The organism is Aquitalea sp. FJL05, from assembly GCF_003852595.1.
GTDB classification, from domain to species: domain Bacteria; phylum Pseudomonadota; class Gammaproteobacteria; order Burkholderiales; family Chromobacteriaceae; genus Aquitalea; species Aquitalea aquatilis.
In genome coordinates this window covers 136,789-159,887 of sequence record NZ_QAJS01000017.1, presented here as the reverse complement: position 1 = coordinate 159,887, position 23,099 = coordinate 136,789, and the positions used below count along the sequence as shown (strand labels likewise).

Annotated in this window: 30 protein-coding genes, 1 other RNA gene and 1 pseudogene; 8 read left to right on the top strand and 24 right to left on the bottom strand. The window is 60.1% G+C overall.

Annotated elements, in window-relative coordinates:
* From DBR44_RS16360 to DBR44_RS16305, 12 genes are all read right to left on the bottom strand, one after another.
* Positions 1 to 555 (bottom strand): hypothetical protein, encoded by a 555-nt coding sequence (locus DBR44_RS16360; protein ID WP_124645079.1) that lies wholly within the window; start codon positions 553 to 555, stop codon positions 1 to 3.
* Positions 552 to 767, bottom strand: a complete 216-nt coding sequence (locus DBR44_RS16355; protein ID WP_124645078.1) for a hypothetical protein — start codon at positions 765 to 767, stop codon at positions 552 to 554. The genes DBR44_RS16360 and DBR44_RS16355 overlap by 4 nt, the downstream gene beginning before the upstream one ends.
* A complete protein-coding gene (locus tag DBR44_RS16350; protein ID WP_124645077.1) occupies positions 748 to 1,137 on the bottom strand; it encodes a hypothetical protein in 390 nt (129 codons plus the stop codon). The genes DBR44_RS16355 and DBR44_RS16350 overlap by 20 nt, the downstream gene beginning before the upstream one ends.
* On the bottom strand, positions 1,134 to 4,748 hold the full coding sequence (locus DBR44_RS16345; protein ID WP_124645076.1) for a phage tail protein: 3,615 nt from the start codon (positions 4,746 to 4,748) through the stop codon (positions 1,134 to 1,136). Before DBR44_RS16345 ends, DBR44_RS16350 begins: the two co-directional genes overlap by 4 nt.
* Positions 4,749 to 4,803: 55 nt before the next feature.
* Positions 4,804 to 5,346, bottom strand: coding sequence for a hypothetical protein (locus tag DBR44_RS16340; RefSeq protein ID WP_124645075.1), 543 nt, complete (start codon positions 5,344 to 5,346; stop codon positions 4,804 to 4,806).
* Between the two features lie 83 nt (positions 5,347 to 5,429).
* On the bottom strand, positions 5,430 to 5,705 hold the full coding sequence (locus tag DBR44_RS16335) for a DUF1799 domain-containing protein (protein WP_158613642.1): 276 nt from the start codon (positions 5,703 to 5,705) through the stop codon (positions 5,430 to 5,432).
* A gap of 77 nt (positions 5,706 to 5,782) precedes the next feature.
* The gene (locus DBR44_RS16330; protein WP_124645073.1) at positions 5,783 to 6,166 is read right to left on the bottom strand and encodes a hypothetical protein; all 384 of its coding nucleotides are present in this window, start codon (positions 6,164 to 6,166) and stop codon (positions 5,783 to 5,785) included.
* A gap of 66 nt (positions 6,167 to 6,232) precedes the next feature.
* Positions 6,233 to 6,475: a hypothetical protein gene (locus DBR44_RS16325; protein WP_124645072.1), complete on the bottom strand. Its 243-nt coding sequence runs from the start codon at positions 6,473 to 6,475 to the stop codon at positions 6,233 to 6,235.
* 83 nt (positions 6,476 to 6,558) lie between these two features.
* Entirely contained in the window at positions 6,559 to 7,491 is a 933-nt protein-coding gene (locus tag DBR44_RS16320; protein ID WP_124645071.1) for a phage tail tube protein, read from the bottom strand.
* Between the two features lie 11 nt (positions 7,492 to 7,502).
* The gene (locus DBR44_RS16315; protein ID WP_158613640.1) at positions 7,503 to 8,291 is read right to left on the bottom strand and encodes a DUF3168 domain-containing protein; all 789 of its coding nucleotides are present in this window, start codon (positions 8,289 to 8,291) and stop codon (positions 7,503 to 7,505) included.
* Positions 8,288 to 8,761 (bottom strand): HK97-gp10 family putative phage morphogenesis protein, encoded by a 474-nt coding sequence (locus DBR44_RS16310; RefSeq protein ID WP_124645069.1) that lies wholly within the window; start codon positions 8,759 to 8,761, stop codon positions 8,288 to 8,290. Before DBR44_RS16310 ends, DBR44_RS16315 begins: the two co-directional genes overlap by 4 nt.
* Positions 8,748 to 9,077, bottom strand: coding sequence for a phage head closure protein (locus DBR44_RS16305; RefSeq protein ID WP_124645068.1), 330 nt, complete (start codon positions 9,075 to 9,077; stop codon positions 8,748 to 8,750). The genes DBR44_RS16310 and DBR44_RS16305 overlap by 14 nt, the downstream gene beginning before the upstream one ends.
* Positions 9,078 to 9,134: 57 nt before the next feature.
* On the opposite strand from DBR44_RS16305, the gene DBR44_RS16300 reads away from it, so the two are divergent.
* Positions 9,135 to 9,647, top strand: a complete 513-nt coding sequence (locus tag DBR44_RS16300) for a hypothetical protein (protein WP_233578622.1) — start codon at positions 9,135 to 9,137, stop codon at positions 9,645 to 9,647.
* Here DBR44_RS16300 and DBR44_RS16295 read toward each other — a convergent pair.
* The 9 genes from DBR44_RS16295 to DBR44_RS19985 form a co-directional block, all read right to left on the bottom strand.
* Entirely contained in the window at positions 9,642 to 10,196 is a 555-nt protein-coding gene (locus DBR44_RS16295; protein ID WP_124645066.1) for a head-tail connector protein, read from the bottom strand. The two genes, DBR44_RS16300 and DBR44_RS16295, sit on opposite strands and share 6 nt — an antisense overlap.
* Before the next feature lie 3 nt (positions 10,197 to 10,199).
* Positions 10,200 to 10,400 (bottom strand): hypothetical protein, encoded by a 201-nt coding sequence (locus DBR44_RS16290; protein ID WP_124645065.1) that lies wholly within the window; start codon positions 10,398 to 10,400, stop codon positions 10,200 to 10,202.
* A gap of 45 nt (positions 10,401 to 10,445) precedes the next feature.
* Complete coding sequence (locus DBR44_RS16285; RefSeq protein ID WP_124645064.1) at positions 10,446 to 11,765, bottom strand: phage major capsid protein; 1,320 nt, start codon at positions 11,763 to 11,765, stop codon at positions 10,446 to 10,448.
* Positions 11,766 to 12,395: 630 nt separating this feature from the next.
* Positions 12,396 to 13,322, bottom strand: a complete 927-nt coding sequence (locus DBR44_RS16275) for a S49 family peptidase (protein ID WP_124645062.1) — start codon at positions 13,320 to 13,322, stop codon at positions 12,396 to 12,398.
* Positions 13,319 to 14,533, bottom strand: a complete 1,215-nt coding sequence (locus tag DBR44_RS16270) for a phage portal protein (protein WP_124645061.1) — start codon at positions 14,531 to 14,533, stop codon at positions 13,319 to 13,321. The genes DBR44_RS16275 and DBR44_RS16270 overlap by 4 nt, the downstream gene beginning before the upstream one ends.
* Positions 14,533 to 14,700 carry a hypothetical protein gene (locus tag DBR44_RS19540; protein WP_158613639.1) on the bottom strand — a complete coding sequence of 56 codons (168 nt, stop codon included), beginning with the start codon at positions 14,698 to 14,700 and terminating at the stop codon, positions 14,533 to 14,535. The genes DBR44_RS16270 and DBR44_RS19540 overlap by 1 nt, the downstream gene beginning before the upstream one ends.
* The gene (locus DBR44_RS16265) at positions 14,697 to 16,367 is read right to left on the bottom strand and encodes a terminase large subunit (protein ID WP_158613638.1); all 1,671 of its coding nucleotides are present in this window, start codon (positions 16,365 to 16,367) and stop codon (positions 14,697 to 14,699) included. Before DBR44_RS16265 ends, DBR44_RS19540 begins: the two co-directional genes overlap by 4 nt.
* A gap of 14 nt (positions 16,368 to 16,381) precedes the next feature.
* On the bottom strand, positions 16,382 to 17,053 hold the full coding sequence (locus DBR44_RS16260; RefSeq protein WP_148090024.1) for a hypothetical protein: 672 nt from the start codon (positions 17,051 to 17,053) through the stop codon (positions 16,382 to 16,384).
* Between the two features lie 365 nt (positions 17,054 to 17,418).
* Positions 17,419 to 17,706: an HNH endonuclease signature motif containing protein gene (locus DBR44_RS19985; protein ID WP_124645058.1), complete on the bottom strand. Its 288-nt coding sequence runs from the start codon at positions 17,704 to 17,706 to the stop codon at positions 17,419 to 17,421.
* A 226-nt stretch (positions 17,707 to 17,932) separates the two neighbouring features.
* Between DBR44_RS19985 and DBR44_RS19980 the strand changes: the two genes are divergently transcribed.
* The 3 genes and pseudogenes from DBR44_RS19980 (at position 17,933) to DBR44_RS16240 (ending at position 19,734) form a co-directional block, all read left to right on the top strand.
* Positions 17,933 to 18,061 carry a hypothetical protein gene (locus DBR44_RS19980; protein WP_255424596.1) on the top strand — a complete coding sequence of 43 codons (129 nt, stop codon included), beginning with the start codon at positions 17,933 to 17,935 and terminating at the stop codon, positions 18,059 to 18,061.
* A gap of 19 nt (positions 18,062 to 18,080) precedes the next feature.
* Positions 18,081 to 18,257 (top strand): annotated as a pseudogene (locus DBR44_RS16250) (helix-turn-helix domain-containing protein); the annotation flags it as partial.
* A 286-nt stretch (positions 18,258 to 18,543) separates the two neighbouring features.
* Positions 18,544 to 19,734, top strand: a complete 1,191-nt coding sequence (locus DBR44_RS16240; protein WP_199731079.1) for an Arm DNA-binding domain-containing protein — start codon at positions 18,544 to 18,546, stop codon at positions 19,732 to 19,734.
* Between the two features lie 136 nt (positions 19,735 to 19,870).
* On the opposite strand, the gene ssrA is transcribed toward DBR44_RS16240, so the two are convergent.
* Together ssrA and DBR44_RS16230 are read right to left on the bottom strand one after the other, a co-directional pair.
* Positions 19,871 to 20,235: a transfer-messenger RNA gene (ssrA, locus tag DBR44_RS16235) on the bottom strand.
* Positions 20,236 to 20,335: 100 nt separating this feature from the next.
* On the bottom strand, positions 20,336 to 20,767 hold the full coding sequence (locus DBR44_RS16230; protein WP_199731085.1) for an EamA family transporter: 432 nt from the start codon (positions 20,765 to 20,767) through the stop codon (positions 20,336 to 20,338).
* A gap of 95 nt (positions 20,768 to 20,862) precedes the next feature.
* Between DBR44_RS16230 and DBR44_RS19975 the strand changes: the two genes are divergently transcribed.
* Together DBR44_RS19975 and DBR44_RS16225 are read left to right on the top strand one after the other, a co-directional pair.
* Positions 20,863 to 20,997 carry a hypothetical protein gene (locus DBR44_RS19975; RefSeq protein WP_255424595.1) on the top strand — a complete coding sequence of 45 codons (135 nt, stop codon included), beginning with the start codon at positions 20,863 to 20,865 and terminating at the stop codon, positions 20,995 to 20,997.
* Between the two features lie 67 nt (positions 20,998 to 21,064).
* Entirely contained in the window at positions 21,065 to 21,700 is a 636-nt protein-coding gene (locus tag DBR44_RS16225; protein ID WP_124645055.1) for a LysE family translocator, read from the top strand.
* A gap of 8 nt (positions 21,701 to 21,708) precedes the next feature.
* On the opposite strand, the gene DBR44_RS16220 is transcribed toward DBR44_RS16225, so the two are convergent.
* Positions 21,709 to 22,344 (bottom strand): YkgJ family cysteine cluster protein, encoded by a 636-nt coding sequence (locus DBR44_RS16220; protein ID WP_233578620.1) that lies wholly within the window; start codon positions 22,342 to 22,344, stop codon positions 21,709 to 21,711.
* 220 nt (positions 22,345 to 22,564) lie between these two features.
* Between DBR44_RS16220 and DBR44_RS16215 the strand changes: the two genes are divergently transcribed.
* Together DBR44_RS16215 and DBR44_RS16210 are read left to right on the top strand one after the other, a co-directional pair.
* Entirely contained in the window at positions 22,565 to 22,828 is a 264-nt protein-coding gene (locus tag DBR44_RS16215) for a hypothetical protein (RefSeq protein WP_124645053.1), read from the top strand.
* 78 nt (positions 22,829 to 22,906) lie between these two features.
* The gene (locus tag DBR44_RS16210) at positions 22,907 to 23,095 is read left to right on the top strand and encodes a hypothetical protein (RefSeq protein WP_124645052.1); all 189 of its coding nucleotides are present in this window, start codon (positions 22,907 to 22,909) and stop codon (positions 23,093 to 23,095) included.
* The last annotated feature ends 4 nt before the right edge of the window (positions 23,096 to 23,099 follow it).

Genomic DNA, 23,099 nt, shown 5'->3' with positions numbered 1-23,099 from the left:
TCAGTTCTCCACGTAAATTTTGCACAGCGTGTGGCTGCGCTGGCGGCCATCCGGCCAATGCAACAGCAGCCGGCATTGCAACTCTCCCAGCGGCCATTGCCGGGTATGGGCAGGGGCGACTGTGAGTCTGACGCTGGCAGCTGCATGGTCAGGGCAGATATCCACGGGTGTGGCGAGAGGCAAACCACCACGACGGGAGAACTGGACGCTCAGTTGCACACCATCAAATGCCAGTGGCTGGCGATACCGGATAGCTGCCCCCGCCCGATATGCAGGCAAGGGGCCAGCGCTGACCAGTTGCAGGTGGTCGGCATCCAGCGCAGTAACGCTGTGCCAGTCATCCGGCCCTGGCACACTGTGGCGGCTGGCCACGCCCGGCCAGTCCAGCCCCTGAATTGCTACCCGCCAGCGGGGTGGCAAACCATGGGCTTTCACCTGCAGGAGGGCTTCCCCACACGGTCCTGACTGAATGCCTTGCAATGGCAGGCTGCAAACTTGGCCAGCTTCCAGCCTCAGCACGCGCTGCCAGCCATCGCCACGACTGATGGTGATCATGTTGGCTCTCCGGAAAGCGAAGCCCCCGCACTGGGCGGGGGCTTGGGGTAGTCGGCTTTCACTTGCCGGATCTGCTGCAGCATGGCGGATGTATCCGGTGGCAAGGTGGGTAGCTGTTCCAGGGCTTTCCAGATGGCGTCCAGCTGGTCGCCAACATCCGGATAGGCTGCAGCGCGGCGGCTGTCGTAAGGATCAAGATGGGTCAGTTTCATTGTTGTCCGGCCCTGAGATGGTGATATCCAGTGCAACCTCCTGCCACGGCCAGGCAGACAGAACGAGCTGATATTGGCCCGGTTGGGGGAAGTCCAGCTCGACCTGTCCGCCAGTCACGGCATAGGGCTGGCCGTTGATGGTGACGGCACAAGGGTCCGGCAGGCCGCTGAGGGCTTGGCCCTGCCGTTGCAGTGCCATGCGCGGGCGCTCGCGCACCATGCCGTCGCTGACGTAGTGGGTTTCCGGTGTAACGCCGACCGGGTCGTACACATAGGCCGGGTCGAGGCGGTGCAGGAAGGTATATGGCGACAAGCTGCCATACTCCATGATGCGGCCGGTATCGTCGGCCTTGCAGTAAGGGATATTCATCGCATGACTCCCAGGATACGAATCGTAAAATTGGTGATTGCATTACCATGCTGATTATTGGCATTGATACGGTGAGACCCAGCCCCCACAGCCTGAATGGCAATCTGGTTGTAAATTCCATTAACTCCAGTGGCGATTGCCGTGCCATTCAGATATACCGTGGTGGCTGTTGGAGAAACTGCTGTTATCTGAATAGTCAGCGATGCCGGGTTTGGCGTGTAAAAATCAAAACCGTTGCGGGCTGCCGCATCAATCTGTCCCACAGTAAACCGACCACTATCAGAGGCATAAACTACAAAGTGGGTCCAACTGATGGCACCGTTGGCAATCTTGAGCGTACCGACCGTCAGATCCTTGATGTAGCTGCCATTGATACCGCCACTATCCAGAATGATGTTGCCGTTCTGATCCCGTACCACCAGGCCACGGCTATCGATCTGCCCGGCCGTCAACTGGCCCTTGATATGGGCAGCGCCCATGCCGTTCATGTCCACCACCACATTGCCTGCGGCATCGCGAATGGTGAGGCCACGGGTGTTGATCTGGGCGGCCTCTACCGATTCCGATGCCAGTACCCGCTTGCCGACCAGCGAACCATCGGTAATCACCGCGCCGGCGATACCCACTGCGGGCTGGCCATTGATCTGGCCGACGGTAAACACTTGCTTGCTGCCGCTGCCGCTGCCATCCGGCAGGGATACCGCGAAGCGGTCGGCCAGCACATCCAGCGCGCTGCCATTCTTGTCCGCGCGCAGCCCGATACCAGCGATCTTGCCGCCAGCAGTGACCTTGATGGTTTGTTCGGCCAGCACACCATCGACGGCCTTGCTGATGGTTTCGACCACAGCGGTCTGGCCGTTCAGGCTGCTCTGCACCTGATCGATCCTGCGCAGGCTGGCCGTAATATCGTTGCTGACACTGTCCACGCGCTGGCTGAGCGCTGCTACGGCTTTACCGGTGGGGCCAATCGACTCGATGGGCTGCCGCAAGCTGTCGGCCAGCGCCGCCCCGGTGATGCTGCCTTGCAGTTGTTCCAGCAAAGCCGCCGGGTCCTTGGTTGCACTGGCGCTGGCACGGGCGCTATCCGACCAGTTGCCCCAGCTGTCCTGCACACGCAGCCAATACCAGTACTTCACACCAATCCCCACACCAAGGTGGACAAAGCGGTCGCAGGGGTAAGCCAGCTGTGCCAGCAATGCCGGGCTCGGATCATCAGCGCGGGTGCCATAGCGCAGCTCCACCGTGGTGATATCCGGTACGCCGGGAGGAAAGCGCCAGCCCAGATCCACCAGCATGGCACCTCCCGTAGCAGCAAGCTGTGGAGTGGGCGGCTTGGCCGTTGGCCCCTGCACCTTGATGTTGGCCAGCACCGGCACACTACGCAGGCCGGTGACCGATACCGCCACCACCCGTACCTGCCAGCTGCCTATGGCCAGGCCTTCCAGTTGGGCATGGTTGGCGCTTTGCTCTGGCTGCTCGATCCAGTCGCCCGCTTCCTGGCGGCAGGCCACAATGTAGCCCCGCAGCAAGGGATGAGAGAGTGCTGCCCAGTCGGCTTCCAATCGCACAGCGCGGCGCCGGTCGCCGGTGGTGTAGACCGTTTCGCGCAGGCTGACCGGCCCGACTGGCGGCAGTTGCAAGGCATCCGGCTGCTGGCTGACTGGCGGCGGGGACAGATACAGCCCCTGCTCGATCGCTTGCCACTTGCCGGCAAAGTGCTGGATGCCGGTGATTTCATAAACGCCCGGCTCACGTTCGCGATGGCCGACGCAGCGCCAGAGTGTGGGTTGCAGGTTACTGGCCAGTAACGTCCAGGTGGTTCCGGTCACCGGCGTTGCGGGAAAGGCAGCGACCAGACTTAGCTGATCAGTCTGTCCGGCAGCATTGGCTACAGCCCGCCGCGCTAGTGTGCCATCAGCCATCGGGCATTCCAGGCTGTAGCGCACGCCAGGCTCAAGCAGCACTGGAGCATCCAGCGTCACTGCTTTGCCTGCCACGGTAAGCAGGCGTCCACCCATGCGCCGGCCGGCCGTAACCGGGTCGGCAATGGTGAAGGTTTCGCCCAGCAGCAGGTCGCTGCCATACAGCCCTGCAGTAAAGCTGACAGTCTCGGTTTCGTTCTGCGCGGTTTCCAGCAGATAGCGCCCGTATTGCTGGGCCTGGGCACGACTGGTACAGCCCATGGCTACGACCTTGGCCGGCTGAAAGCCATAGCGGGACAGGCCGGCCGGATGCTCGACATATTCGGTACCGCGCTTCCAGCCATCACTCCCTGCTGCCGTGCGCGCAGTAGCCAGGCGACTTTCTGCCTGGGTCAGCGCGGCAGAGGCCGCTGTTTCTGCCTCTCGGGCTAGCGTCAGGCGCTGTTCCGCGCTGCTGAGTACCGCCAGTTGGGCTGAGTGAGCGGCGGTTCCCTCGGCGAGCCGTGCCTGCAGGCCGGCACGGGCGACTTCCTGCTCCGCCAGTACTGTTTCCGCCCGGGCACTTTGCAACAGTACTGCTGCCTTCTCGGCTTCGGCCAAGACCGAGGCCTGGCTGCTTTTAGCAGCCATCACGCTGGCGTAGCTGCGCTGTTCGCTGGCTGCAGCAGCAGCAAGCTGAGCCTGCGCGTCGGCAATGGTGGCGTTACGGCTGGCCCAGATTTCCTGGGTGAAATGCTGGATACCTCCCGCGGCCTTGGCCGCTGCAACCATACCGACGCCGACCAGGCTGTATTCCAGAGTCCTGCCCACCAGATCAGCATGCTGGGATAGCGTTTTGAGGGCATCGCTGGTGAGTGCGACCCCTTGGGTAAACTGACCCATGAAGTGCTGGCCTAAAGCGACTTTCAGGTCATCTGCGTAACGCTTCATGGAATTGAGCTGTTTGCCGGCTTCGCCCATGGCAGCTTCGTATGTGCCGGCGATGTCCTTGCCACGCAGCAGCACCTCGTTGACCCGGGCCTGCATCTTTTCATTCTCGGTCAGCTGGGCTGTGGTTTTGCCCAGTTGCACGGCCAGCCGGGCGTAGCTGCCCTCGAAATCGGCATTGATGCCAATGCCACGCAAGACATCGGTCTGGGCTGACTGCACGCCGTGAATCAGATTGGCAAAGGATTCCGAGGAGTTGAGGTTGCCGATGACGGCAGCGTCCTGTGCCACCCGCGCCAGCTTGCTGGCATCTGCCAGATCAATATGGGCCTGAATGACGCGGGTAATGTTGTTGCGCGACTCCATGGCGCTGATGCCGGTATCGCGCAGCCGGCCTTCCAGCTGCTGCAACTGGGCGGTGCTGTATCCGGCATTGTGGCCCACCTGCTGCATGACCACGCCCATGGTGTTGTACTGGGCCGCGGCCAGCGTGGCCTCCTTGGCGAATTCGACCAGACGGCTACCGGCATAGGTGGCGATCAAGCCGCGTACTGCGTTACCAGCACGACCGAATGACAGATCCACTTGCGCCGCCATGCGCTGGCTGGTCTGCTCGATGACCTGCATGGCCTGGGTGGAATCCTTGCGCACCGCAGCCATATTGCTGCTGACATTGTTGCGCACGGCATCCATGTCCCGCTGGATGCGGGCGACACCGGCTTCGAGACTGATGACCAGTGAACCGACCTGGGTGGTGGACATAGCTGACTCCCAAAAACATCAGGCATAAAAAAACCGCCCGAAGGCGGTGTTTGGTTCAATCACGTGCTGGTGAAGCCAGCATTATTTTATTTTGCCGGAGCACGGCATCCGGAACCGTGGCATCAATGTAATTGGCAACATCAACAATTGTGGTCATCTGATGCCATTGTTCCAGGGGAATCAATCTGGCAAAACGCAGCAGTACCAGGCCAGGCAGCTCTCCACTACGACTGTACCGTTGGTGATACAGAAACATCTTGCGCAAGTCATCCTGCGGATAAAGTGCTTCCGGCAGTATGGAATACTTCCGTGCCAGCCTGTCCCGCAGATAAAGACCGATACACACTGCCCTGGGGCTCTTGAAACCCATACTCTTGCCATCCCAAACCCGACAGGGTTGCCTTCCCTGAAAATTACCCCTGATAGACTTCAGTATTGTGTAGAAATAATAGGCGGCGGCCATGCAGCAAAAAACAATCACGCCAGCACCAATAGCCCAAGGTTTCCAGAAAGCAGTGGGCCCAGCAGCGATAACAAACAGAAACCAGCACAGGAGCATGACCAGACAAATCCAGGCATAAAGGCGTAAAGGACGCATAGTCGATTTTGCTGCCACATATTGATGAAGTCGTCATCATGCTACTCCAACTAGATATTGATTCACTGCATGCTCTCCCAAAATCATGCTGTGATGCGTTGCATCTCCTCCAGCGCGACGGCCTCACACTGCTGCAGGGCGGCAAACAGCGTGGAGCGCTGCTCCGGCTGGATGCCTTGCAACTCCATCACAGCGGGAATGACCGCGTAATCGAGGCCGATGAGCCCGGCTGGCCCGACACGCCATTGGGTTTGCAGGCTGCACCATAGCCGGAAGGCGGTTTCGTTTTCCGGCCACAGTGCAAATGCTGCCGGGGCGGATGAAGTTGGCAGCAGCTGGCTGATTTGCTGCTCGGACATACCGGCATTGCGCAGGGCCTGTATGTCGGCGGTGCGGTCCGGCGGGCTGCGCCCGCATTGCCGCCGCACCGCCTCCATCAGTTTTTTTGTGCGGCCGTTCCGTAACGCAGGCTGAAGATGGCATCGAACATGCCGCGCGACAGTGCGGGACCGTCCGGACCCAACAGCAGCTCGCGCAGTGTGGTGGCGCTATACGGCACTGACTGGCCCTGCATGTCATTGACCTCGTCCCAACCTGTGATGGCTTCGGCCAGCAAGGCCGCATTGGCCTGCAGATTCTCACTGACAGTCTGGCCGCTTTCGCCGGTGACCTGATGATGCGCAAACAGGGCATCCCATTGTTGCTGGGTAAGTCGCTTGATTTCGACAGGAAACTGGTGCTGCTGCAGACGGCCAGCGGTGTCGTACTGCTGAACGGTGACCGGCAGGCGGGCGGATGTGGCTTGGGAAATGACAAACATGGTGAACTCCGGACGTAAAAAAACCGCCTTGGGCGGCGGTGTGCGGTGAATGTGGGTGGATATGGTTTACAAGCGTGGCAAAGAGAACCAGCGTTTCCAGCCGTGGTATAGCAATGTCAGCAGGAGAACGATGCCCAGCGTGATGAGGCCATATTGCAAGACCAAGTCCCAGGGGATATCGACAACTGCGAAGAAGATAAAGCCGGCAAACAGCAGCAGGTACAGGAAAAACTGCGGCCCATACAGCCACAAGGCGATATTACCGAGTACGCATAACAGGGCAATACCGAGAATCAGCAGCAAGCCCATGCTTTTCCTCCCGGATTGAACAAAGGTGAACAGCACCAGCCTAGCCAGCCCGGCTATCGGTGCAAACTGGCCGAAGTTGCGAATTAGCGCACACTGATGACCAGCTCATCATCCCCGGCCAGCGGTACCGGGGTGAGTGGTGCATTGAGCATGAGCAGACCGTCGCTGTCGCTGTAGCTGGCATTACCCAACTGCACTGCCGGGCAGCTGATATCGACGATATTGCCATCCACCTTGCCGTGGCCAAGTTGCAGTGGGCCACTGCTGGCCAGGCGAATGGCGCTCCACCAGTCTTTCTCCCCTACTTTGACCGACTCCATTACCAGCTGGCCGCTCGGCTTGCGTCCGGTAATCAGCACCGACTCGCTGCCACCGGGCAAGGCGCGATGGGTGACTTCGTTGGCCAGATCCAGGGAGAGACTTTCTACGGCCGGGCTGTAACCGTGCAGGTTGAGGCTGCCAACATTGGCCAGATCGAACGGCACAGGAGTAATGAACTTGTTCAGCACCACGTTGGGTATGGCGGCATCAACGATGCCGCCATACAGGCCGGTCAGCGTGAACTTGAACTTGGGGATGGACTTGTTCTTGAAGTCGAGTGCCAGTGTGCCGCGGGCCCCCAGCAGCTTGTGGTTGACCCCGTCAAAATTGCAGTACAGCGACAGCGACTTGAAGCCGTCGGACAGCAAGGTGTAATCGGCCTTGACGCCTGCCGTGAGCTTTTCGGCAAAGCCGCAGGCCAACAGCAGCGGTGCCCAGGCCGGGGCATTACCCTTGGCACCGGCACCGGCGATTTCCACTTCCATTTCCAGCTTCATGCGCAGACCTGTCGGGATACCTTCGCTGTTGCCGAAGTATGGCCGCACCACGTCGCGTTCAGCACGATCCGCTTCCATGGGGGTGAGGCTGGGATTGCTGACCAGGATGGCGTTGGCAGCCCCGGTGGGAATGGCGTCTTTGCCATACTGGGCTTCCGGCTTGGCCAGAATGGCGATACGTTTGGCAGCTAGGGGCATGGTGTTCCTTTCTATAACTCCGCTTCCGGGCGGCGATAATGAATACGGTAATGTGCCCGGCAGATACCGAGTGCCGGGTTGTCTTCGTCGTACTCCCACTGCAAGCTGTCCAGCACCAGGCTATGGCAGCCGGGCAGTTTGACGGGCAGTGGCTGCAAGGCCAGATGGGCGGCGCTCAGTACCGGATCGCAGGCGGCATGCGGGGTATCGCCTTCCGCCAGGATTTCCAGCTCTACCTGCAACTGGCGGTAGGCCATGCCCAGCGGACTGCCCTCCGCGGGCAGGTCGTTGTGCTGGTGCAGTACGATGACGGGAAAATCGTCGTAGCTGTAACCCCGCTCCAGGCTGCGGCTGATGCGCGGCCCGGCCGGGGTCTGGCCCGACAGGGTTTGCTCCAGCTGCTGCATGATGGTTTCGATATGGCTCATGGCTGTTTCCAGTCGATACGCCAGCAGATGGGGGGCCTGGACATCGTCCTGGTCGTGGCTGTCGGTTTCCTGCATGTCGCGTATATCCAGACCGACAATCTGGCCGCGATAGCGCGAGAGCTGTTGGCGGATGAGGCTGGCCAGCAGATGGGCTTCGTCGTAATGGCGGCCAACAATGCTGAGCTGCACCCGGCTGGTGACCAGACCGGGATTGCGGCGCGGCCCGCGGGCGCGGGTTTCGCCGATGAGCTGGTAGGCCACGGCAGGCAACTGCGGCTCCGGCGGCAGGCGCAAGGGATAGACCCGGCTTTCCAGCAGCTGACGCAGTGCCGGCGGGCCGGTAAGGAGAGCAAACAAGGCGGAACCGATCATCGCCATTCTCCATGCTGCAGCGCCGAGCGCACCGCACTGGCTACATGATTCAAGGCAGCATCCAGCTTGGTGGCTGCTGCAGGACGCATGAAGGGGTAAGGCGGGACAAACTGCCCACCAGCGATGGCAGCCTGACGCTGGGCTGCCTTGCGGCGCTCTCCTCCTTTCAGTCGCCGGCCCGGGCCACGTGCAATGTGACCGAACTCCAGAAACCGGCCATAGAACACGGCACGGCGCAGACCCACCTTGAAAGCCACCGTACCGCGCTGGCCATTGCCGCGAGAGCTGACCACCTGAATGCCACGCGCTAGCGCCCCGCTTTTACGCCTGACAATGCGCCGCGCCTCATCACGCACCATGGCCGCACCTTGCCGCAAGGCCCGGCGCAATACCTTGCGCCGCAGGCCATCCGGCAACTGCTGCAGATTGGCCAGCAATTCCTGCATGCCGTGTATTTCAACCGTTGCCATCGATACGCTCCAGTAACAGCCACAGCCAGGCCGGGTCCGGATCGGGCTGCACCGCCTGGATGTGATAAAGATCGCCACGCGCCTGCAGCCGCATGCCGGGCAGAATGTCTGTGCGGCGGCGAATACGGGCACGGGCCGACAGACCGCTTTGCTCGGCCAGTGCTGCCAGATACAGTCGGCCGGTAAAGCCTTCGAATGCGCCCCAGATGCGGCGAACTGGCTGCCAGCTGTCGCAAGGCGCGCCTGAAGGATGGGCACGGTCTACCTGCCGCAGGATGAGCAGACGGTCGCGCAGGGGACCTGCGCCGGGGTTCATGGCTCTTTTGCCCCAAAACTGATAAATTCATTTCGCATACACATGATTGATTCCTCCATGCGCAAAGATGACTGGTCTATCTTCTGGAAACCGCACGCTGCACTGACTGCCGTGACCATATTCACCATGCTGCCCTTCTGGCTGGGCTGGCTACCATTGGGCTGGCTGGATGGGCTTGCTGTGCTCAACATGAAAAACTGCCCACCACCAGTACCCAATGGCTTGAATGGCCTGAGCAGGTTGTTTTCTGAGATTTCACTACTGCTGACAGCGGTGATTGTGTTAACAGGCCTGTTTGAAATTGGCCCGGCCATTTACCGCTTTCGCTCAAACGCCAGTTTTGGCTCCATGGTGCTGGCTGCACTGATTACCACCGCAATGTCAGCGCTGTTTATCAGCGGCATCGTGGCGGACTCGGTACGGTGTGACCGGGCGGCAGCAACACTTCGGGTGTTTATTGGCCTGTTCATAGGAGGAGCGATCACCGCACATTTTTCAGTTCTGGCGTGTGTATTCTCCTGGCTGCAAGTAGCCGGAAAAGCCGGACGCCCACCTGACAGCAAGTCATAGCACCACCTCCTGAAACTGGTAGGCATGCAGCAAGCTGTCCACCAGTGCCGTACCCAGATTGGCCACGTTGCCGCTGACGAATTGCTCGCGATACTGGTAGTAAGTGGCCACGCGAAAGCGCAGCCACTGTCGCACGGCTTCCGGGACGCCCTCGCCACTGGCTGCCAGCCCGGCCTGATAACGGATGCGGATGGCGTCGCTATCCTGATCCACCAGCGGCCAGGCCTGACGGCAATAGAGGTAGAGGGCATTGCTTTCCGGCTCGGCGCGTGCGCTCCAGCTAGTCCACTCCTGCATGACGCCCTGCTGCAAAATCTCTACCCGGTCCACCTGGAAAGCATTGGGGGTGGGTAGCAACAGGAAGCCCTGCAAGGGCCAGCGGCTGAGCACCAACTGGCGCGGCGTGTGCAGCAGCGGCCCGCCGATCTTGTCTTCGCAAGCGCGCACGGCCGCCGCTTCCATCTGCTGCAGCAAGTCGTCTTCTTCGGTCTGGTCCGGCTCGATACGGCATTGCTGCTTGATTTCATCCAGCATCAGGATGGCGGCCATTATTCAGCCTCCGCCCTTGTCAGCGTCTGCTGCCGGTTTGCCTTTTTTGCCATTGGCGGGAGTGGTACTGCCCTGCCCCTCTGGCGTGTGGTCGGTAGCAATACCGGACTCGACCAGCTGGCCGGCGCGTACTTCGTCGGCGAAACCGGCGATATCGCCGGGGGTATAGATGCCGTGTGGCTTGAGGAAGATGATGCTGCGCATGGTGCTCTCCTGGAGTGGCCAGCCGCTGCCGACTGGCCGGGTGGTTTACTTGCCCCACTTGATGCCGACACCGATGGCGATGGATTCGCGGTGGCGCGGGCCGAAGTCGTGTTTGGCGATGACGCGGATCAGCGTCTGGTCACGCTGGAAGGCGCTGATGACCTGGCCGTCGTTGTCCTTGTAGGTGGCTTCCTTGCTGAAATCGATGAGCAGGGACTGGTCCTCACCGATGAAGCAATCGGCAAAGTCGGCGAAGTACAGTTCGGATTCGTCACCGGTCTCGCCCAGATTGTTGGGAATCTGGGTGGTGCGACCGACCGGGTAGCCCTTGAGCTGGCCGGTGGCCAGTTCCGGGTAGACCTTGTTACCCTTCATGTCCTTCAAGCCTTCCAGGAAGCGGAAGGTGCGCGGCGACATCAGCCAGCCGGGCGTGACCATATTGGCGTCCACCCCTTCCAGCGCCAGGATGAGCTGGTTGAGGTAGTTTTCGATGGCTTGCAGCGCCGGGGCGTCGATGGCCTTGATTTCAGGGGCTTTGAACACATTGCCGTCCAGTACCCAGAAGCGCAGGCCCTTGGGCAGGTTGCCGCTGCCGTTGTCACGGATGAAGGCCTTGTCCTCGCGGGCGCCGATGGCGGCGGTTAGGTCGTCCACCACCACCTGATCGACATTGGGGCTGATACCGGCATGGCCGAGCAGGTCATTGCTGATGGGCACCAATGCGGCCATTTTCTTGGACGACAGCTTGAGGTCGTCGAATTCGGCACCGGTAACCGGGGCATCGGTATCGCTGCCGATGTAGCCAACAGCGGCCCCGCCCTTCAGGCGTGGCAAGGTGAGGTTGCCATTGTTGAGCGGAAGCGAGCGGGTACCCATGCGACGCACCACGGCCTTGGGGCGCAGCAGTTCGATGACTTCGCTGGCCAGATTGCTGGGAATCAGCACGCCACCAGCGGACGGGGTAGCGCTGTTGAGCGCGGCGGCGACTTCGCCACCGTAGCCGCCCTTGTCGGCGATATCGGCTGCCAGCTGGTAATTGCCCTGGGCCTGAATCAGCGCCATGGCCATGCGTGCAACAGCGGCACCCTTGACGCGCGGTGCGGCCGGGGTGGCTGGCAGCAAGACTGGCGGCGCGCCCTGGGCGTTGAGCGTTTCCACTTGCTGGGCAGCGGCGGCCTGCATCTGTTCGGCGGCTTCGGCCCGCGCCAGCTTGTTGCCCAGCATGGTGAATTCCTGCTGCAGTTCGGTGACTTGTTGCAGCTGCTCGGCAGTCAGTTCGGTACCGGCCTGTTCCTGCTCGGCCAGTTGTTGGACCTGGGCGGCGATATCGGCACGGCGGGCTTTCATTTCAAGAATGGTGGGCATGGTTTCTCCAGACGTAAAAAAACCGCCTCGGGGGCGGTGTGGGATAAATTTGTGACGAAAAAAACCCCGCCAGTGCGGGGTTTCTCTTTATTGCCAATTACTTAGTGGCGTTTCCGATAATGGTCATGAGTTGCGCTGTTCTTGTAGTGTCCGCCCTTATGAGAGGACCCATGGCCACTGGCATAGTGACCACCACCGTAAGAATGAGCTTCGGCGGTAACAGGTAGTACCAGGATTGCTGCCAGCAATGTGATCACGAATTTTTTCATGCGTATGTCCAATTATTCATCATCACCCGGTTTGCTGCCGTATACACCAGTGTATGGATTGACATTGCCTCGGGTCGACCAGTTGTCGTTTTTCGTACTATTGGGGTTGGTCTGCATATGCGGGGCTACATAGGTTCCATCCTGTCGCGTATAACCGCTAACACTGTGCGAACCAGTGCTTCCATAGGCCGAAGGAGATGAATGACTAGAATAACCACTGCTATGGCTGCCACTAGCCATTGCAACTGAAGAGAACGAAATCAGGGCGAGCGCGATACAAAGTTTCATTTTTTCTCCACGTCAAAATGTTAATGGATCTTAACAATACTTAACATTCTAACGTCATTTCCATCCGCGCTTACTAGATGTTTATCATCATTGCCACTGATCGCGCCTTCACCTTAAGCCCAGCTTGCTCATGCGGTTGTATAAGCGTTCTCGAAATACGGTCGATGGTTTGCTGCTGGGTTTCCACCCGGTCGGCCAGGCCAGCGGCGAGGGCGTCAGCACCGAAGAACAGCCCGGCCTGGGTGGCTTGTACCGCACCGACGTCCAGCCCACGGAAGGCTGCTACCTGCTGGCAAAATTGCTGGTAGTGGCGATCCAGCAGGCTGTTGACAGTGGCCAGTGCGGCTTCGCTGAGCGGGGCTTCGCTGGCCATGTCGTTTTTGTGTTCGCCACGGTACAGGGTGGTGACGACGATGCCCTTTTCGGCCAGTTGCTGGCTGATGTCCAGGTGCTTGATGATGACGCCAATGCTGCCGACGCCTGCAGATTGGGACAGCACGATTTCGCTGCAGGCACTGGCCAGTGCGTAGCCGGCGCTGTAGGCGCTGTAATGCACGATGGCGGTGACCGGTTTGCGGGCGGTGGCAGCGCGGATGTCGGCGGCCAGCTCGTAGCAGCCGACGGCAGCGCCACCGGGGGTGGCCAGATCCAGCACGATGTGGCCGATGGCGGGGTCGGCCAGCCCGGCATTGAGTTGCTGGCGGATGCTTTCGTAGCTGGTCTGGTTGCTGCACAGGCCGACATCGTTGGCGCGTGGCACCAAGATGCCGTGCACCGGGATGGTGAGGACGCCCTGCTGCTTGCTGGCAGTGGGCTGAGCCGGGGCTTGCATGGCAGGCTGGCCGAGATCAGCACCGGCCAGTGCCGGGAGCTGGATATTGACCTGTTGCAGGTTGATGCCCATGCGGCCACCCGCCCAGGCTACGGCTTCGTGCAGTACGTCGGGCAGGACCAGCAGCGGCTGGTTGAACAGCTGGTGCAGGAACAGGTGTTTTTTCATGGTTGTAGCTCCGGGGTACTGCCGGCCGGCACCATATTGAGCGGCTGCAGGTAGATGTCGCCGCCGGGGACCGGTGGCAGGTTTTCCAGGCGGCGGATGTCGTTAACTGACAGCCAGCCCCATTGGCGGCCTTTGGCGTAAGCTTCGTAGCGGCTGGACTGGTCGCCGCGCAGCAGGCCGCCGACGTTGAATTCGATGTAGTAGTCGGCGCGTTCGTCAGGCAGCAACAGGTCGCGCATCAGCGCCTGTTCGAAGCGTTTAAGCCAGGGCATGAGGCAGTAGATAACGTATTCAATGCCCTGGTGCTCGATGTTGTTGTTGGTGGCGCGCTCCAGCAGGCCGACCTTGTGTGGCGGTACCTTGAGGATTTGCGCCACTTCCAGCGCGGATAGCTTGCGGCTGTCTAGCAACTGGGCGTCTTCGTTGGTCATGGACAGGGCGCGGAAGCTCATGCCGTCTTGCAGTACGGCGACCTTCATGGCGTTGTCCGCGCCGCTGTATTCGTTTTTCCAGGCTTCTTTGACCTTCTGGATCTTGTCGCTGGTGAGTGGTTTGAGTTCTTGCTGGCCGACCATGGCGGGGCGTTCCAGCACACCGGCCAGGTGGGTGCCGTTGGCAAACACCTTGCTGGCGTGGTTCTGGGTGGCCATGGCCAGGCCGAGGGTGTTGCAGTGCAGTTGTACCGGACTGACGCCGGTGTAGCCGTTGAGGGTGAACCAGCGCACATGGTGAATCATGCGCTTGGGCAGCGGGCTGCCACCGTTGAGGCGGTAATAAGGCAGGTTGTCGCTGCCCTTGAGCACCTGCACTTTGTCGGTATCCAGCGGCAACAGTGCTGTGGGTCGCCCTGCCCGGTCGCGCTCGATGAAGGCATAGCTGTTACCGCGCAGACCATTGGCGATTTGCTGCTGCTCCAGGTATTCAAATGCGGTTTGCCAGGCGTTGGGCTGGTGGTGCACCAGCTGATAGACCGGATGGTCGGTGGCGCGCTCGCGCTGATCGCCCTGGCGGCGGTACAACTCGCACGGCAGCTGGGCGACGGATTCGGCAATCAGTGAGACGCAAGCCTGGTAGGTGGTGAGGGCCAGCGCGGTGTCCGGGCTCACCTGCATGCCGGCGGCGCTGCGGGCTGCATGGCCAAACAGGCTGGAAATCCAGCCTTTGTCCGGACTGGCGGCACTTTGCGGACCGAACTGCTGGGTGGTGAACATTATTGGCCTTTCTGTGCTGCAGCACGGGCGGTGCGGTAGGACCAGAGCAGCGCGAAGCTGCCGCCGCAGACCCAGCCTGCTGCCGGATGGAGCATGGCTGTGCCGGTGGTGACGGCAGCGGCGCCACTCAGACCGACCAGCAAGGTGGCGATGTCCAGTTTGCTCACAGGCAGACCTCGTTTTCGTAGGCCGACACGTAGGGTGCGGCGGGTTTGTGGTACAGGGCGCGGTTGAGGGCCATGATGAGGCCGACGATGCCGTCGATCTTTTCGCGCGATTTCTTTTTGCTGGGGCGGTAATTGCCGTTGCTGTCACTGATGACGACCACGTTGCCGGCCATCCAGCGCAGTACCGGGTTGCCGCCGTGGGCGAAGTCGCCCGCCAGCAAGCGGGCTTCCAGTTCTTTCGAGGGCTCTGACAGGTTCTGGAAGTTCTGGCTGAGTGCCACCAGTTCCAGTCCGTCCTCGATCAGCTCACTGGCCAGCTTGCCGGCGTTCCATTCGTCGAAGCCGATGGACTGGATGTCGAAGTCGGCTGCGTCCTGCAGGATTTGCGCACGGATGGCGTCCTGGTTGATCTGCACCCCGGCGGTGGCGGTGATGAAGCCTTGCCGGGCCCAGCTGGTATAGGGCACGCGGTCTTGCCGGTCGCGCAGGGCGATGTTGTCGGCCGGTACAAAGAAGCGCGGCAGAATGGCCCATTTGTCACCGGGTTCGACCGGTGGAAACAGTAGTACCCAGGCAGCGATGTCGATCTTGTTGGCCAGATCGAGGCCTCCGAAACAGGTTCGCCCTTTCAGGGCTTCGACATCGACTGGCTGGGCGTTGTTGTTCCAGGCATCCAGCGACAGCCAGCTGCGTTCGACCTGCGTCCAGATGTTGAGCCGCTTGGTCAGAAAGTTGTTGAGTGCTGCCGGTTCGTGCCGGGCTTTCTGGGCCTGGCTGTCCAGCTCTTCCAGATTGACCGAAACCGCCAGATTGGGATTGGCCTTGACCCAGTTAGCCTGGTCGAACCAGTCGTCGCCTTCGTCCAGGGTGTAGATGACGCCGCCGTAGCTGTCGTCGTCCAGCTGGCCTTCCAGTATCTGGATCAGGTAGCCACGCTGCTCCAGGCAGATGGAACCTTCCTGATTGAAACCGGCGGTGGTGATGGCGTGCATGATGCTGTTGCGACGCGAGCCACGGCCGGTGTCGATCACGTCCCACAAGGCCCGCGTGGGGTGGGCGTGCAGTTCGTCCATGATGGCACCGTGCACATTGAGGCCATCAAGGGTGTTGGCATCCGCACCCAGCGGGACATAGCGGTTGGCGGTACCAGGTATGCGCAGGATGTTTTTGTTGTTCTGCACCAGCTGGCGCAGTGCCGGTGATTTGGCCACCATCATTTCTGCGGCCGAGTGGGTAATCTTGGCCTGATCCAACTTGGTGGCAGCGGTGTAGACCTGCGCGCCGGCTTCCTTGTCCAGGGCAAACAGGTAGATGCCCAATCCAGCCAACTTGGTGGATTTGCCGTTCTTGCGGGCGACTTCTTCGTACCAGGTGCGAAAGCGGCGGCGGCCGTCTTCGCGATACCAGCCGAATTCCACCGCCAGCCAGAAAGCTTGCCAGGGAGCCAGCTCGACCGGCTTGCCGTTCCATTGGCCATCGAAATGGCGGCAGTAGCGCGGGAAGAATTCCAGCACGTGGCGGGCCATTTCCGGTCGCCATACCAGTTGGCGCTGTGTTTGTTGCGACAGATCGCGGTAATGACGTTCGACGGCAAGACGGGTGTAGCGACCGGTCTTGATGCGCCCTTCCAGTACATCCAGGCCGTACTGGTCCCAGGGCTGCAGCACGTAGCCTGTTGGAATCAGTCTGGCCGGTCGTTGATGAAGTTGAGCAGTTCGACCAGTTCTTCGCTGAGCACCCTGCCCTTGCTGAGTAGCTTGTTTCTGGCACATGCGCTGACCGTCATTCCGTTTTTCTTCAACATGAGCCGGATCTGGCTGGCAATCTTGGGCCGGTTATAGCTGGCGCTGACTTCATAGGGGCGGCCGGTGTCTTTGGCAATGGCAAATACCCTGCCCTTGTTGGCCTCCATCCACTCCTTGCAGGCCAGCCAGTCCACAATGGCGGCGCAGATCAGCCCAAGGGCGATGCCGGCAGTGGAAAAATCAAAACCGCTCCCAGCCAGCAGGGGCTGCAGATCCTTCCATAACTTCCGTTCCGCACGTGTCAGCCGCCAGGGTGGTTCTTCTGGCAAGAGCGCTCCGCTCTGACCAATGTTGTCGAGCATGGCAAATGGGTCTGCGGCGAACAGGTCGCCCGTCAGCAGGTTGTTGATGGCACGGACCCGTCCAGCCGCGATGACGGTGAGGCCGCCTTCGTCCAGATCCTTCAGCACCTCACTGCGAGCGCGGCGCTCGGCCCGGGATTCGTCCGTTTCCAGCGAGCCACCATTGCTGTCTTCGTCGTATCGCCAGCCAGCCAGATCGATGGCATCGACATGGCTGCGCCAGGTGTCGACTTTATCGGCCAGCATCGCGATCTGCAGCAAGGCGGATTGGTAGTCAAACCCGGCCTGGGCCAGGGCTCGGATGATGTAGCGCCAGACTTCGCGGGCACGTCTGGTCTTTAAAAATGCAGGCGGCTTGGGTATGACCACAGAAGCCGCCGTGTTGGGGCTTGTGGGGACCATAGCCAGCCTTTCTCGGCAAACGGAGCATCAAAAACGAAAAAAGCTCCGATCGGAGCTTGCTGGAGGGGTTTAGACCCCCCCCTATGATTTTTCACCAAAAGAAAACACGTGGTTAGGCATGCGGTCCGCGCTACCCGGGTGTGCCGGAGGATTTCAGCCCCCCACCCTCAGACGATTCCGGGATGAAATCGGAAGGCGAAACCAGTCAACTAACGACCAAAGCCACCATCTTCCGCTGCTGTCTTGCGGCTATGGCAGCCCTTACACAACGCCTGCAGGTTGTCCCGGTCCACAAACAAATCCCAATTCCCTCGATGCGGCTTGATGTGATCCACATCCGTCGCACGCTCCAGGCAGCCCGGTGTTGCGCAACGAAACAGCGCGACCTTGAGACAATCGTGGCGCCGCGCATACCAGATCCGCAACTTGTACCAGCGCCGGTATCTGGCCTGATCCGCATCAGCAGCCCGTCGGGCCTCAACTTGCTGCCGACGCACCGCCTCATGCTGACTGCACTTGCTCGATCCGGGTAGCGAGAACTCCCGACACCCACCCGGATGCACTACTGATCGCCCTACAACAGAATCTGCCGTTGATCGAGTACATCCACAGCTGGCACGCCGACGACCAATATGGCCGCCGCAACCTCTGCATGGTGCGCAACGGTCCAGTGCAATACATCTGCACCAGCGCCATCACCAGCCCGACCCCGGAGCCAGCCTGATGCTGCGCGAAGTCCTGCTCTACATCCTCACCCGAGGCCTGCTCTTCGGCATCCTCGCCGCCCTGGCGCTGATTGTCGTAGACGGCTTGGCCGAACTCGCCAGCCGCCACGGCTGGCTCCCCCTGTAATCCCGACAAAGGACACGCCATGAACACGAAACTCCCCCAGATAGACCCTCGCCAACTGCGCCGCCAGCTAGGCATGAACCAATCCGAATTCTGGAGCCGTATCGACGTCACCCAATCCGGCGGCAGCCGCTACGAAAGCGGCCGCCCCATGCCCAAACCGGTACGCCGGCTGCTTGGTGCGGTCTACCTGAAAGAAAGCATCAAGCCATTCACGCCAGATTCAGTTACCACGCAAGAACCGTCACGGTGAGAGCGCCAATGGCGAGGGCACCTATCGGCTCAATAAACGGTGGGTAATCCGTGTTTGTGAATATCTAAAGGAATGAAAATATGAAATGGCTAAAGCTGGAAAAATATTGTGCGGTAAGTGGCGACACCAAGGACGCCATCTATAACCGCAGACGGAATGGGATATGGCTGGACGGCAGAGAATGCAAAGTAGTCCAAGGCAATATTTGGGTAAACACAGAGGCAGTCGAAAAATGGATCGAAAAAAGCAAGCCGCAACCGTCCCGAGCGGCATAGAAGTGAGGGATGGGGCCAAGGGAGCAACCATCCGGATCCAGTTCATGTACAAAGGCGTCAAGTGTCGAGAGACGCTGAAACTCCCGCCTACGAAGGCCAATCTGGCATTCGCGGCACGATTGCGCGGCGAGATCATCAACGCCATAGAATTCGACACGTTCAAGTACCCGGAATATTTTCCGGATAGCAAACGGGCAAAGGTGTTCGGTCACATCGTGACGACTCACAAGATGGCCGATCTGCTCCAGGCAGCGCTGGCAGGATATGAGCAGGCCGTAGCTAACGGGACACTATCCCCCACCACGCTGATTGGATACCGTAAAATCATCAATGGGCACTTGCTGCCGGAATTCGGCATGGAGCGCGTCAGGGATATTACGCCAGCCCGTCTGCGTAACTGGATCGGAGCACTTGGAGTAACAGCGAAAGCTGCTCGCAACATCATCAGTCCACTTCGCTCGGTACTGGATGATGCAATGAATGATGGCCTGATCGAATTTAACCCACTGGACCGGGTAGCACTCAAGAAGCTGCTTACCCAGACATCGGAGAAGTCCACCTATGAGGTGGACCCATTCTCTGCAAAGGAGATCGCCGCAATCCTGAAGCATGGCTCAGAACAGGAATCAAACATGTATCAGTTCTGGTTTGAGACTGGCCTGCGCCCTGGAGAGCTGATTGCCCTGGACTGGAGCAAGGTAGACTTTGTCCATGCCACGGTACGGATTGATGCAAACGTGGTAGCAAGGATAACAAAAGGGCCAAAGACCGCTGCGGGGGTGCGCACTATCGAACTGAGTCCTGTCGCACTAGAAGCATTACTCAGGCAGAAATCAGTGACATGGCTAATGGGTGGAAGGGTATTTTTGAATCCGCGCAAACACCGGCCATGGGAGGTCGAGCAGCAGATTCGGCGCACATCATGGCAGCCCCTACTGAAAAGAGCGGGAGTCCGTTATCGTAACCCCTATCAGATACGGCACACCTACGCCTCACACCGCGTAAGCAGTGGAGCAAACCTTTTTTGGCTAGCGCAGCAAATGGGTCACGAAACCACTGAGATGATCATTCGCCACTACGGGCGCTGGATACCTACCACCGGAAACCTGGCGCAACACCCATCAGCCAGCAAAACAAACGCCTCATAAATTTGGGGCCAATTTGGGGCATTTCAGAGGCAACAACAGGCAGTACAGCGCAACAAATGAAAACGGCAGACTAGCCTCAAAGCCGCGCCGGTACTGCATTGCGACTGTTTAGCGTTGTCTGCCGTTGTACTGCATTTGGTGGAGGCGGCGGGAATCGAACCCGCGTCCGAAAGTCCTCTACGGTGAGTTCTACATACTTAGTCGTGTCATTTGGATTTAACCTCTGCCACGCCGACGGACAGGCTGGACTTTGGCGAGTTACCTTGAGTTTCGCACAGTACCAAGTAACCCGGCACAGCACTAGCAGATGTAGAGTGACACTACAGGGTTTTGACGCCCCCGGCCCATCTGCGAACCGTTGTAGTGTCTAGCCGGCCGTTAGGCTGCTAGAGCGTAAGTTTCGTCGTTTGCGACTAAAAAAATTCAGCTTTTTACGGGGTGACTGAAATCCCGGTATGCCCTCATCCGCTTCGCAACCCCCGTCGAAACCAGGTCGCCCCCAGATAAGACTGACAAGTATACAGCCAAACACTCGCTGCGGCTAGTCCGCCAGCCGTCTGGGATCAACCCACGGCAAGCCGTCCCGCAGCCCACAGTGGGCTTAGCGCTTGAAGGCCAGCACCACTACCCCGCAGGCCACCAGAGCGATGCCCAGCCATTCTCGCGGGGCTGGGCGTTCGCCCAGAAAGACCACAGCGAACACCGCTACCAGCACCAGGCTTAGCTTGTCGACCGGGGCCACTTTCGATGCCTCGCCCATTTGCAGCGCACGGAAATAACAGGCCCAGGACAGGCCGGTTGCAATGCCGGACAGGCCCAGAAACAACCAGGTTTTTCCCGGCAGCTGCAAGGGATTGCTCCATTTGCCGCCAAGCCAGACAAACAGCGACAACACCACGGCGATGATGCCGGTGCGGATCAGCGTGGCCAGGTCGGAATCCACACCACGGATGCCTACCTTGGCAAAAATAGCCGTCAGCGCGGCAAACACCGCCGACAACAAGGCCCAGAACAACCAGCTGGCCGTTCCCATCATGATTTTCTCTCCTTCATTGAAGCGTGCGCTATCCGGCCAGCGCCGTCCGGCCTAAAATGGGCGCTCAAACATTACATCATTTAGCTGCCGGCATGTCTCAATCCAGAACCATACTCCTGCTTGCCCTGCTAGTGGCGCTGGCTTTGCTGGCCGGGCACCGCCAGGAAAACAAGCCGGCCAGCCCAGCACAAACCCGGCTGATCAAGAACATCATTCGCATTCTGTAATGCACAACGCGCACGGCATGGCCAGTAACAGGCACTGCCCCATGGCGAGAAACATCAAGGACAGACCATGATTTCTGCTTCCACCCTGTTGCTGTTTATGGTGACCGTACTGCTGCTGTTTTTGTCGCCGGGGCCGAATATGGCTTTTGTGCTGTCCTATTCCACCACCATGGGCCGTTCCGGCGGGCTGGCTGCCGCACTGGGCATTGCCGTGGCCGACATGGTGTTCACCATCCTGACCGCCAGCGGTATTACCGCCATGCTGGCGGGCTGGCCGCCGATGTTCGACCTGCTGCGCTTGGGCGGGGCGGCCTATCTGCTATGGCTGGCATGGAAATCCTGGCGGGCTGGCGGCATGCTGGCCCTGCTGGGCGGCGAGCGTCGCAGCCACCGCCAGGTGGTACGCATGGCGATGTTGAACAGCCTGCTCAACCCCAAGGCGCTGCTGTTTTTCATGGTATTCCTGCCGCAATTTGTCAACATCGCTCAGGGCCATGTTGCGCAGCAGGTATTGCTGCTGGGACTGGTGCTGGCGGTGACCGGCCTTGCTTTCAATGCAGTACTGGCGCAGTTCAGCGGGGCATTGGGCCGCTATTTGCAGTCGCAACCGCGCTTTGCGCTGTGGCAAGGGCGGGCGCTGACGCTGGTGTTTCTCGGCCTGGCCGCCCGACTGCTACTGCTGCAACGACCGGGCCAGCCCTGAACCAGGGCTCAATCGATAGCGTCGGCATACCAGCGGCTTGCCGCCATGTCATCTTCCAGTGCCTGTAATACAGCAGCGCTTAACTCCTGCACTGCGCCATCCAGTCCATGCTGGCGATAGCCCAGTGCCGTGCCGCGCTGCAAGGCTTCCGCCGCCAGGGTAATGGCCAGATCCTGCGGCAGCTCTGCCGCTGCGCTCTGGCAAGCCGTGGCAGAAAACGAGTGGGCCTTGCGGCAGCCGGCCGGCCGCCACGGATAAATACTGCACAGCGCATCCTGCAAGAACGCACAAGGTGGCCGTACAGCACCACCCTGCCCCAGCAAAAACTGCTGCTGGCGCAGCGCCTGCAGCAACTGCTCGAGACGGTCGGCCGGCCCACTTCGCAACTGCTGCGCAATCAGCAAGGCTTCAGCCGGTGCCACCTCCACCCGCAGGCTGCAGCAGCTGGCACACCCCGCGCGGCAGGCCACCGGCTCGCCACGCAAGGCCGCCTGCGCCATGGTTTGATCGATGCCACGATGCAGATTGCCGACAAATGCAACGGCATAAGCGACGCCAGGATTGGCTTGTAACTCAGCAGCCACCCGCGCCCCCACCCGCTCTATTGAAGCCTGCAAGGCAGCCGCTTCGTCGGCGTGCAACATAGCCATCCTCCCTATCGTTTCAGTCATTCCAGCCAGGGTCTGCGGCTGATTATAGCGCGCAGCGGGCCGGCTGAACGCGGTGATCCAGCGCCAGTTCCGGCAGCAAAACCAACGCATGTTTTAATTTCTTGATCATGATCATGCCGGCTGCAGGCAGCGCATGCAGCCCGAGCGGGCATGGTTAAAATAATGCCAATGACAAAGTAAAGCACAACAAGCCATGACGGAAACCGACATTGTCCGACTGATCCGGGATCTCGATACTGCCACTGAGCGGGCCATTCTGGCCGAGCTGGCTCTGCTGCTGGGTGCCAGCCATCTGGGCAGCCAGCTCAAGCTGGACGATCTGCAAACACTCAGCCATCCGGCGCGCAGCGTTTTCAATGAACTCTGCGAACTGATTGGCGCACAGGCCCAGCAGCCGTTCAGCGCCAACACCACGGGCGCCCTGCTGGCCATCCTCACCACCACCAGCCAGACCTGATCCGGCAAGCTTAAGCCTGCCTTAAGCCATCCCCGGTGATAATCCGCGCGGGGAATAAGCCCCTTCAGGAGATCAATCATGGTATCGGGTATCGGCAATATCGGTAGTACTGCGCCCTCCCAGCCCTTGCGCCCCGTCAGCCAGCCATTGGCCAACCGTGGCAAGGATAGCGATGGCGACAGTGACGGCAGTAAGCCTGGTGTAGCAGAAAGCAAAAACCGCCCGGTTTCTGCCACCATCGGCAATACCATCAACACCACGGCCTGAGATT

What these genes read in the sequence shown, in the direction of transcription:
- DBR44_RS16310 (WP_124645069.1), bottom strand. Translation starts at nt 8,761, where the DNA reads ATGGCAACGGTTGAAATACACGGCATGCAGGAATTGCTGGCCAATCTG.
- DBR44_RS16330 (WP_124645073.1), bottom strand. Translation starts at nt 6,166, where the DNA reads ATGTTTGTCATTTCCCAAGCCACATCCGCCCGCCTGCCGGTCACCGTT.
- DBR44_RS16230 (WP_199731085.1), bottom strand. Translation starts at nt 20,767, where the DNA reads ATGGGAACGGCCAGCTGGTTGTTCTGGGCCTTGTTGTCGGCGGTGTTT.
- DBR44_RS16260 (WP_148090024.1), bottom strand. Translation starts at nt 17,053, where the DNA reads ATGCTGGCCGATAAAGTCGACACCTGGCGCAGCCATGTCGATGCCATC.
- DBR44_RS16240 (WP_199731079.1), top strand. Translation starts at nt 18,544, where the DNA reads ATGGATCGAAAAAAGCAAGCCGCAACCGTCCCGAGCGGCATAGAAGTG.
- DBR44_RS16290 (WP_124645065.1), bottom strand. Translation starts at nt 10,400, where the DNA reads ATGCGCAGCATCATCTTCCTCAAGCCACACGGCATCTATACCCCCGGC.
- DBR44_RS16345 (WP_124645076.1), bottom strand. Translation starts at nt 4,748, where the DNA reads ATGTCCACCACCCAGGTCGGTTCACTGGTCATCAGTCTCGAAGCCGGT.
- DBR44_RS16355 (WP_124645078.1), bottom strand. Translation starts at nt 767, where the DNA reads ATGAAACTGACCCATCTTGATCCTTACGACAGCCGCCGCGCTGCAGCC.
- DBR44_RS16270 (WP_124645061.1), bottom strand. Translation starts at nt 14,533, where the DNA reads ATGTTCACCACCCAGCAGTTCGGTCCGCAAAGTGCCGCCAGTCCGGAC.
- DBR44_RS16285 (WP_124645064.1), bottom strand. Translation starts at nt 11,765, where the DNA reads ATGCCCACCATTCTTGAAATGAAAGCCCGCCGTGCCGATATCGCCGCC.
- DBR44_RS16360 (WP_124645079.1), bottom strand. Translation starts at nt 555, where the DNA reads ATGATCACCATCAGTCGTGGCGATGGCTGGCAGCGCGTGCTGAGGCTG.
- DBR44_RS16220 (WP_233578620.1), bottom strand. Translation starts at nt 22,344, where the DNA reads ATGTTGCACGCCGACGAAGCGGCTGCCTTGCAGGCTTCAATAGAGCGG.
- DBR44_RS19980 (WP_255424596.1), top strand. Translation starts at nt 17,933, where the DNA reads ATGCTGCGCGAAGTCCTGCTCTACATCCTCACCCGAGGCCTGCTCTTC.
- DBR44_RS16340 (WP_124645075.1), bottom strand. Translation starts at nt 5,346, where the DNA reads ATGCGTCCTTTACGCCTTTATGCCTGGATTTGTCTGGTCATGCTCCTG.
- DBR44_RS16350 (WP_124645077.1), bottom strand. Translation starts at nt 1,137, where the DNA reads ATGAATATCCCTTACTGCAAGGCCGACGATACCGGCCGCATCATGGAG.
- DBR44_RS16325 (WP_124645072.1), bottom strand. Translation starts at nt 6,475, where the DNA reads ATGGGCTTGCTGCTGATTCTCGGTATTGCCCTGTTATGCGTACTCGGT.
- DBR44_RS16315 (WP_158613640.1), bottom strand. Translation starts at nt 8,291, where the DNA reads ATGATCGGTTCCGCCTTGTTTGCTCTCCTTACCGGCCCGCCGGCACTG.
- DBR44_RS16275 (WP_124645062.1), bottom strand. Translation starts at nt 13,322, where the DNA reads ATGAAAAAACACCTGTTCCTGCACCAGCTGTTCAACCAGCCGCTGCTG.
- DBR44_RS19975 (WP_255424595.1), top strand. Translation starts at nt 20,863, where the DNA reads ATGTCTCAATCCAGAACCATACTCCTGCTTGCCCTGCTAGTGGCGCTG.
- DBR44_RS16210 (WP_124645052.1), top strand. Translation starts at nt 22,907, where the DNA reads ATGGTATCGGGTATCGGCAATATCGGTAGTACTGCGCCCTCCCAGCCC.
- DBR44_RS16320 (WP_124645071.1), bottom strand. Translation starts at nt 7,491, where the DNA reads ATGCCCCTAGCTGCCAAACGTATCGCCATTCTGGCCAAGCCGGAAGCC.
- DBR44_RS16215 (WP_124645053.1), top strand. Translation starts at nt 22,565, where the DNA reads ATGACGGAAACCGACATTGTCCGACTGATCCGGGATCTCGATACTGCC.
- DBR44_RS16225 (WP_124645055.1), top strand. Translation starts at nt 21,065, where the DNA reads ATGATTTCTGCTTCCACCCTGTTGCTGTTTATGGTGACCGTACTGCTG.
- DBR44_RS16335 (WP_158613642.1), bottom strand. Translation starts at nt 5,705, where the DNA reads ATGTCCGAGCAGCAAATCAGCCAGCTGCTGCCAACTTCATCCGCCCCG.
- DBR44_RS16295 (WP_124645066.1), bottom strand. Translation starts at nt 10,196, where the DNA reads ATGGCCGCCATCCTGATGCTGGATGAAATCAAGCAGCAATGCCGTATC.
- DBR44_RS16300 (WP_233578622.1), top strand. Translation starts at nt 9,135, where the DNA reads ATGCGCAAAGATGACTGGTCTATCTTCTGGAAACCGCACGCTGCACTG.
- DBR44_RS16305 (WP_124645068.1), bottom strand. Translation starts at nt 9,077, where the DNA reads ATGAACCCCGGCGCAGGTCCCCTGCGCGACCGTCTGCTCATCCTGCGG.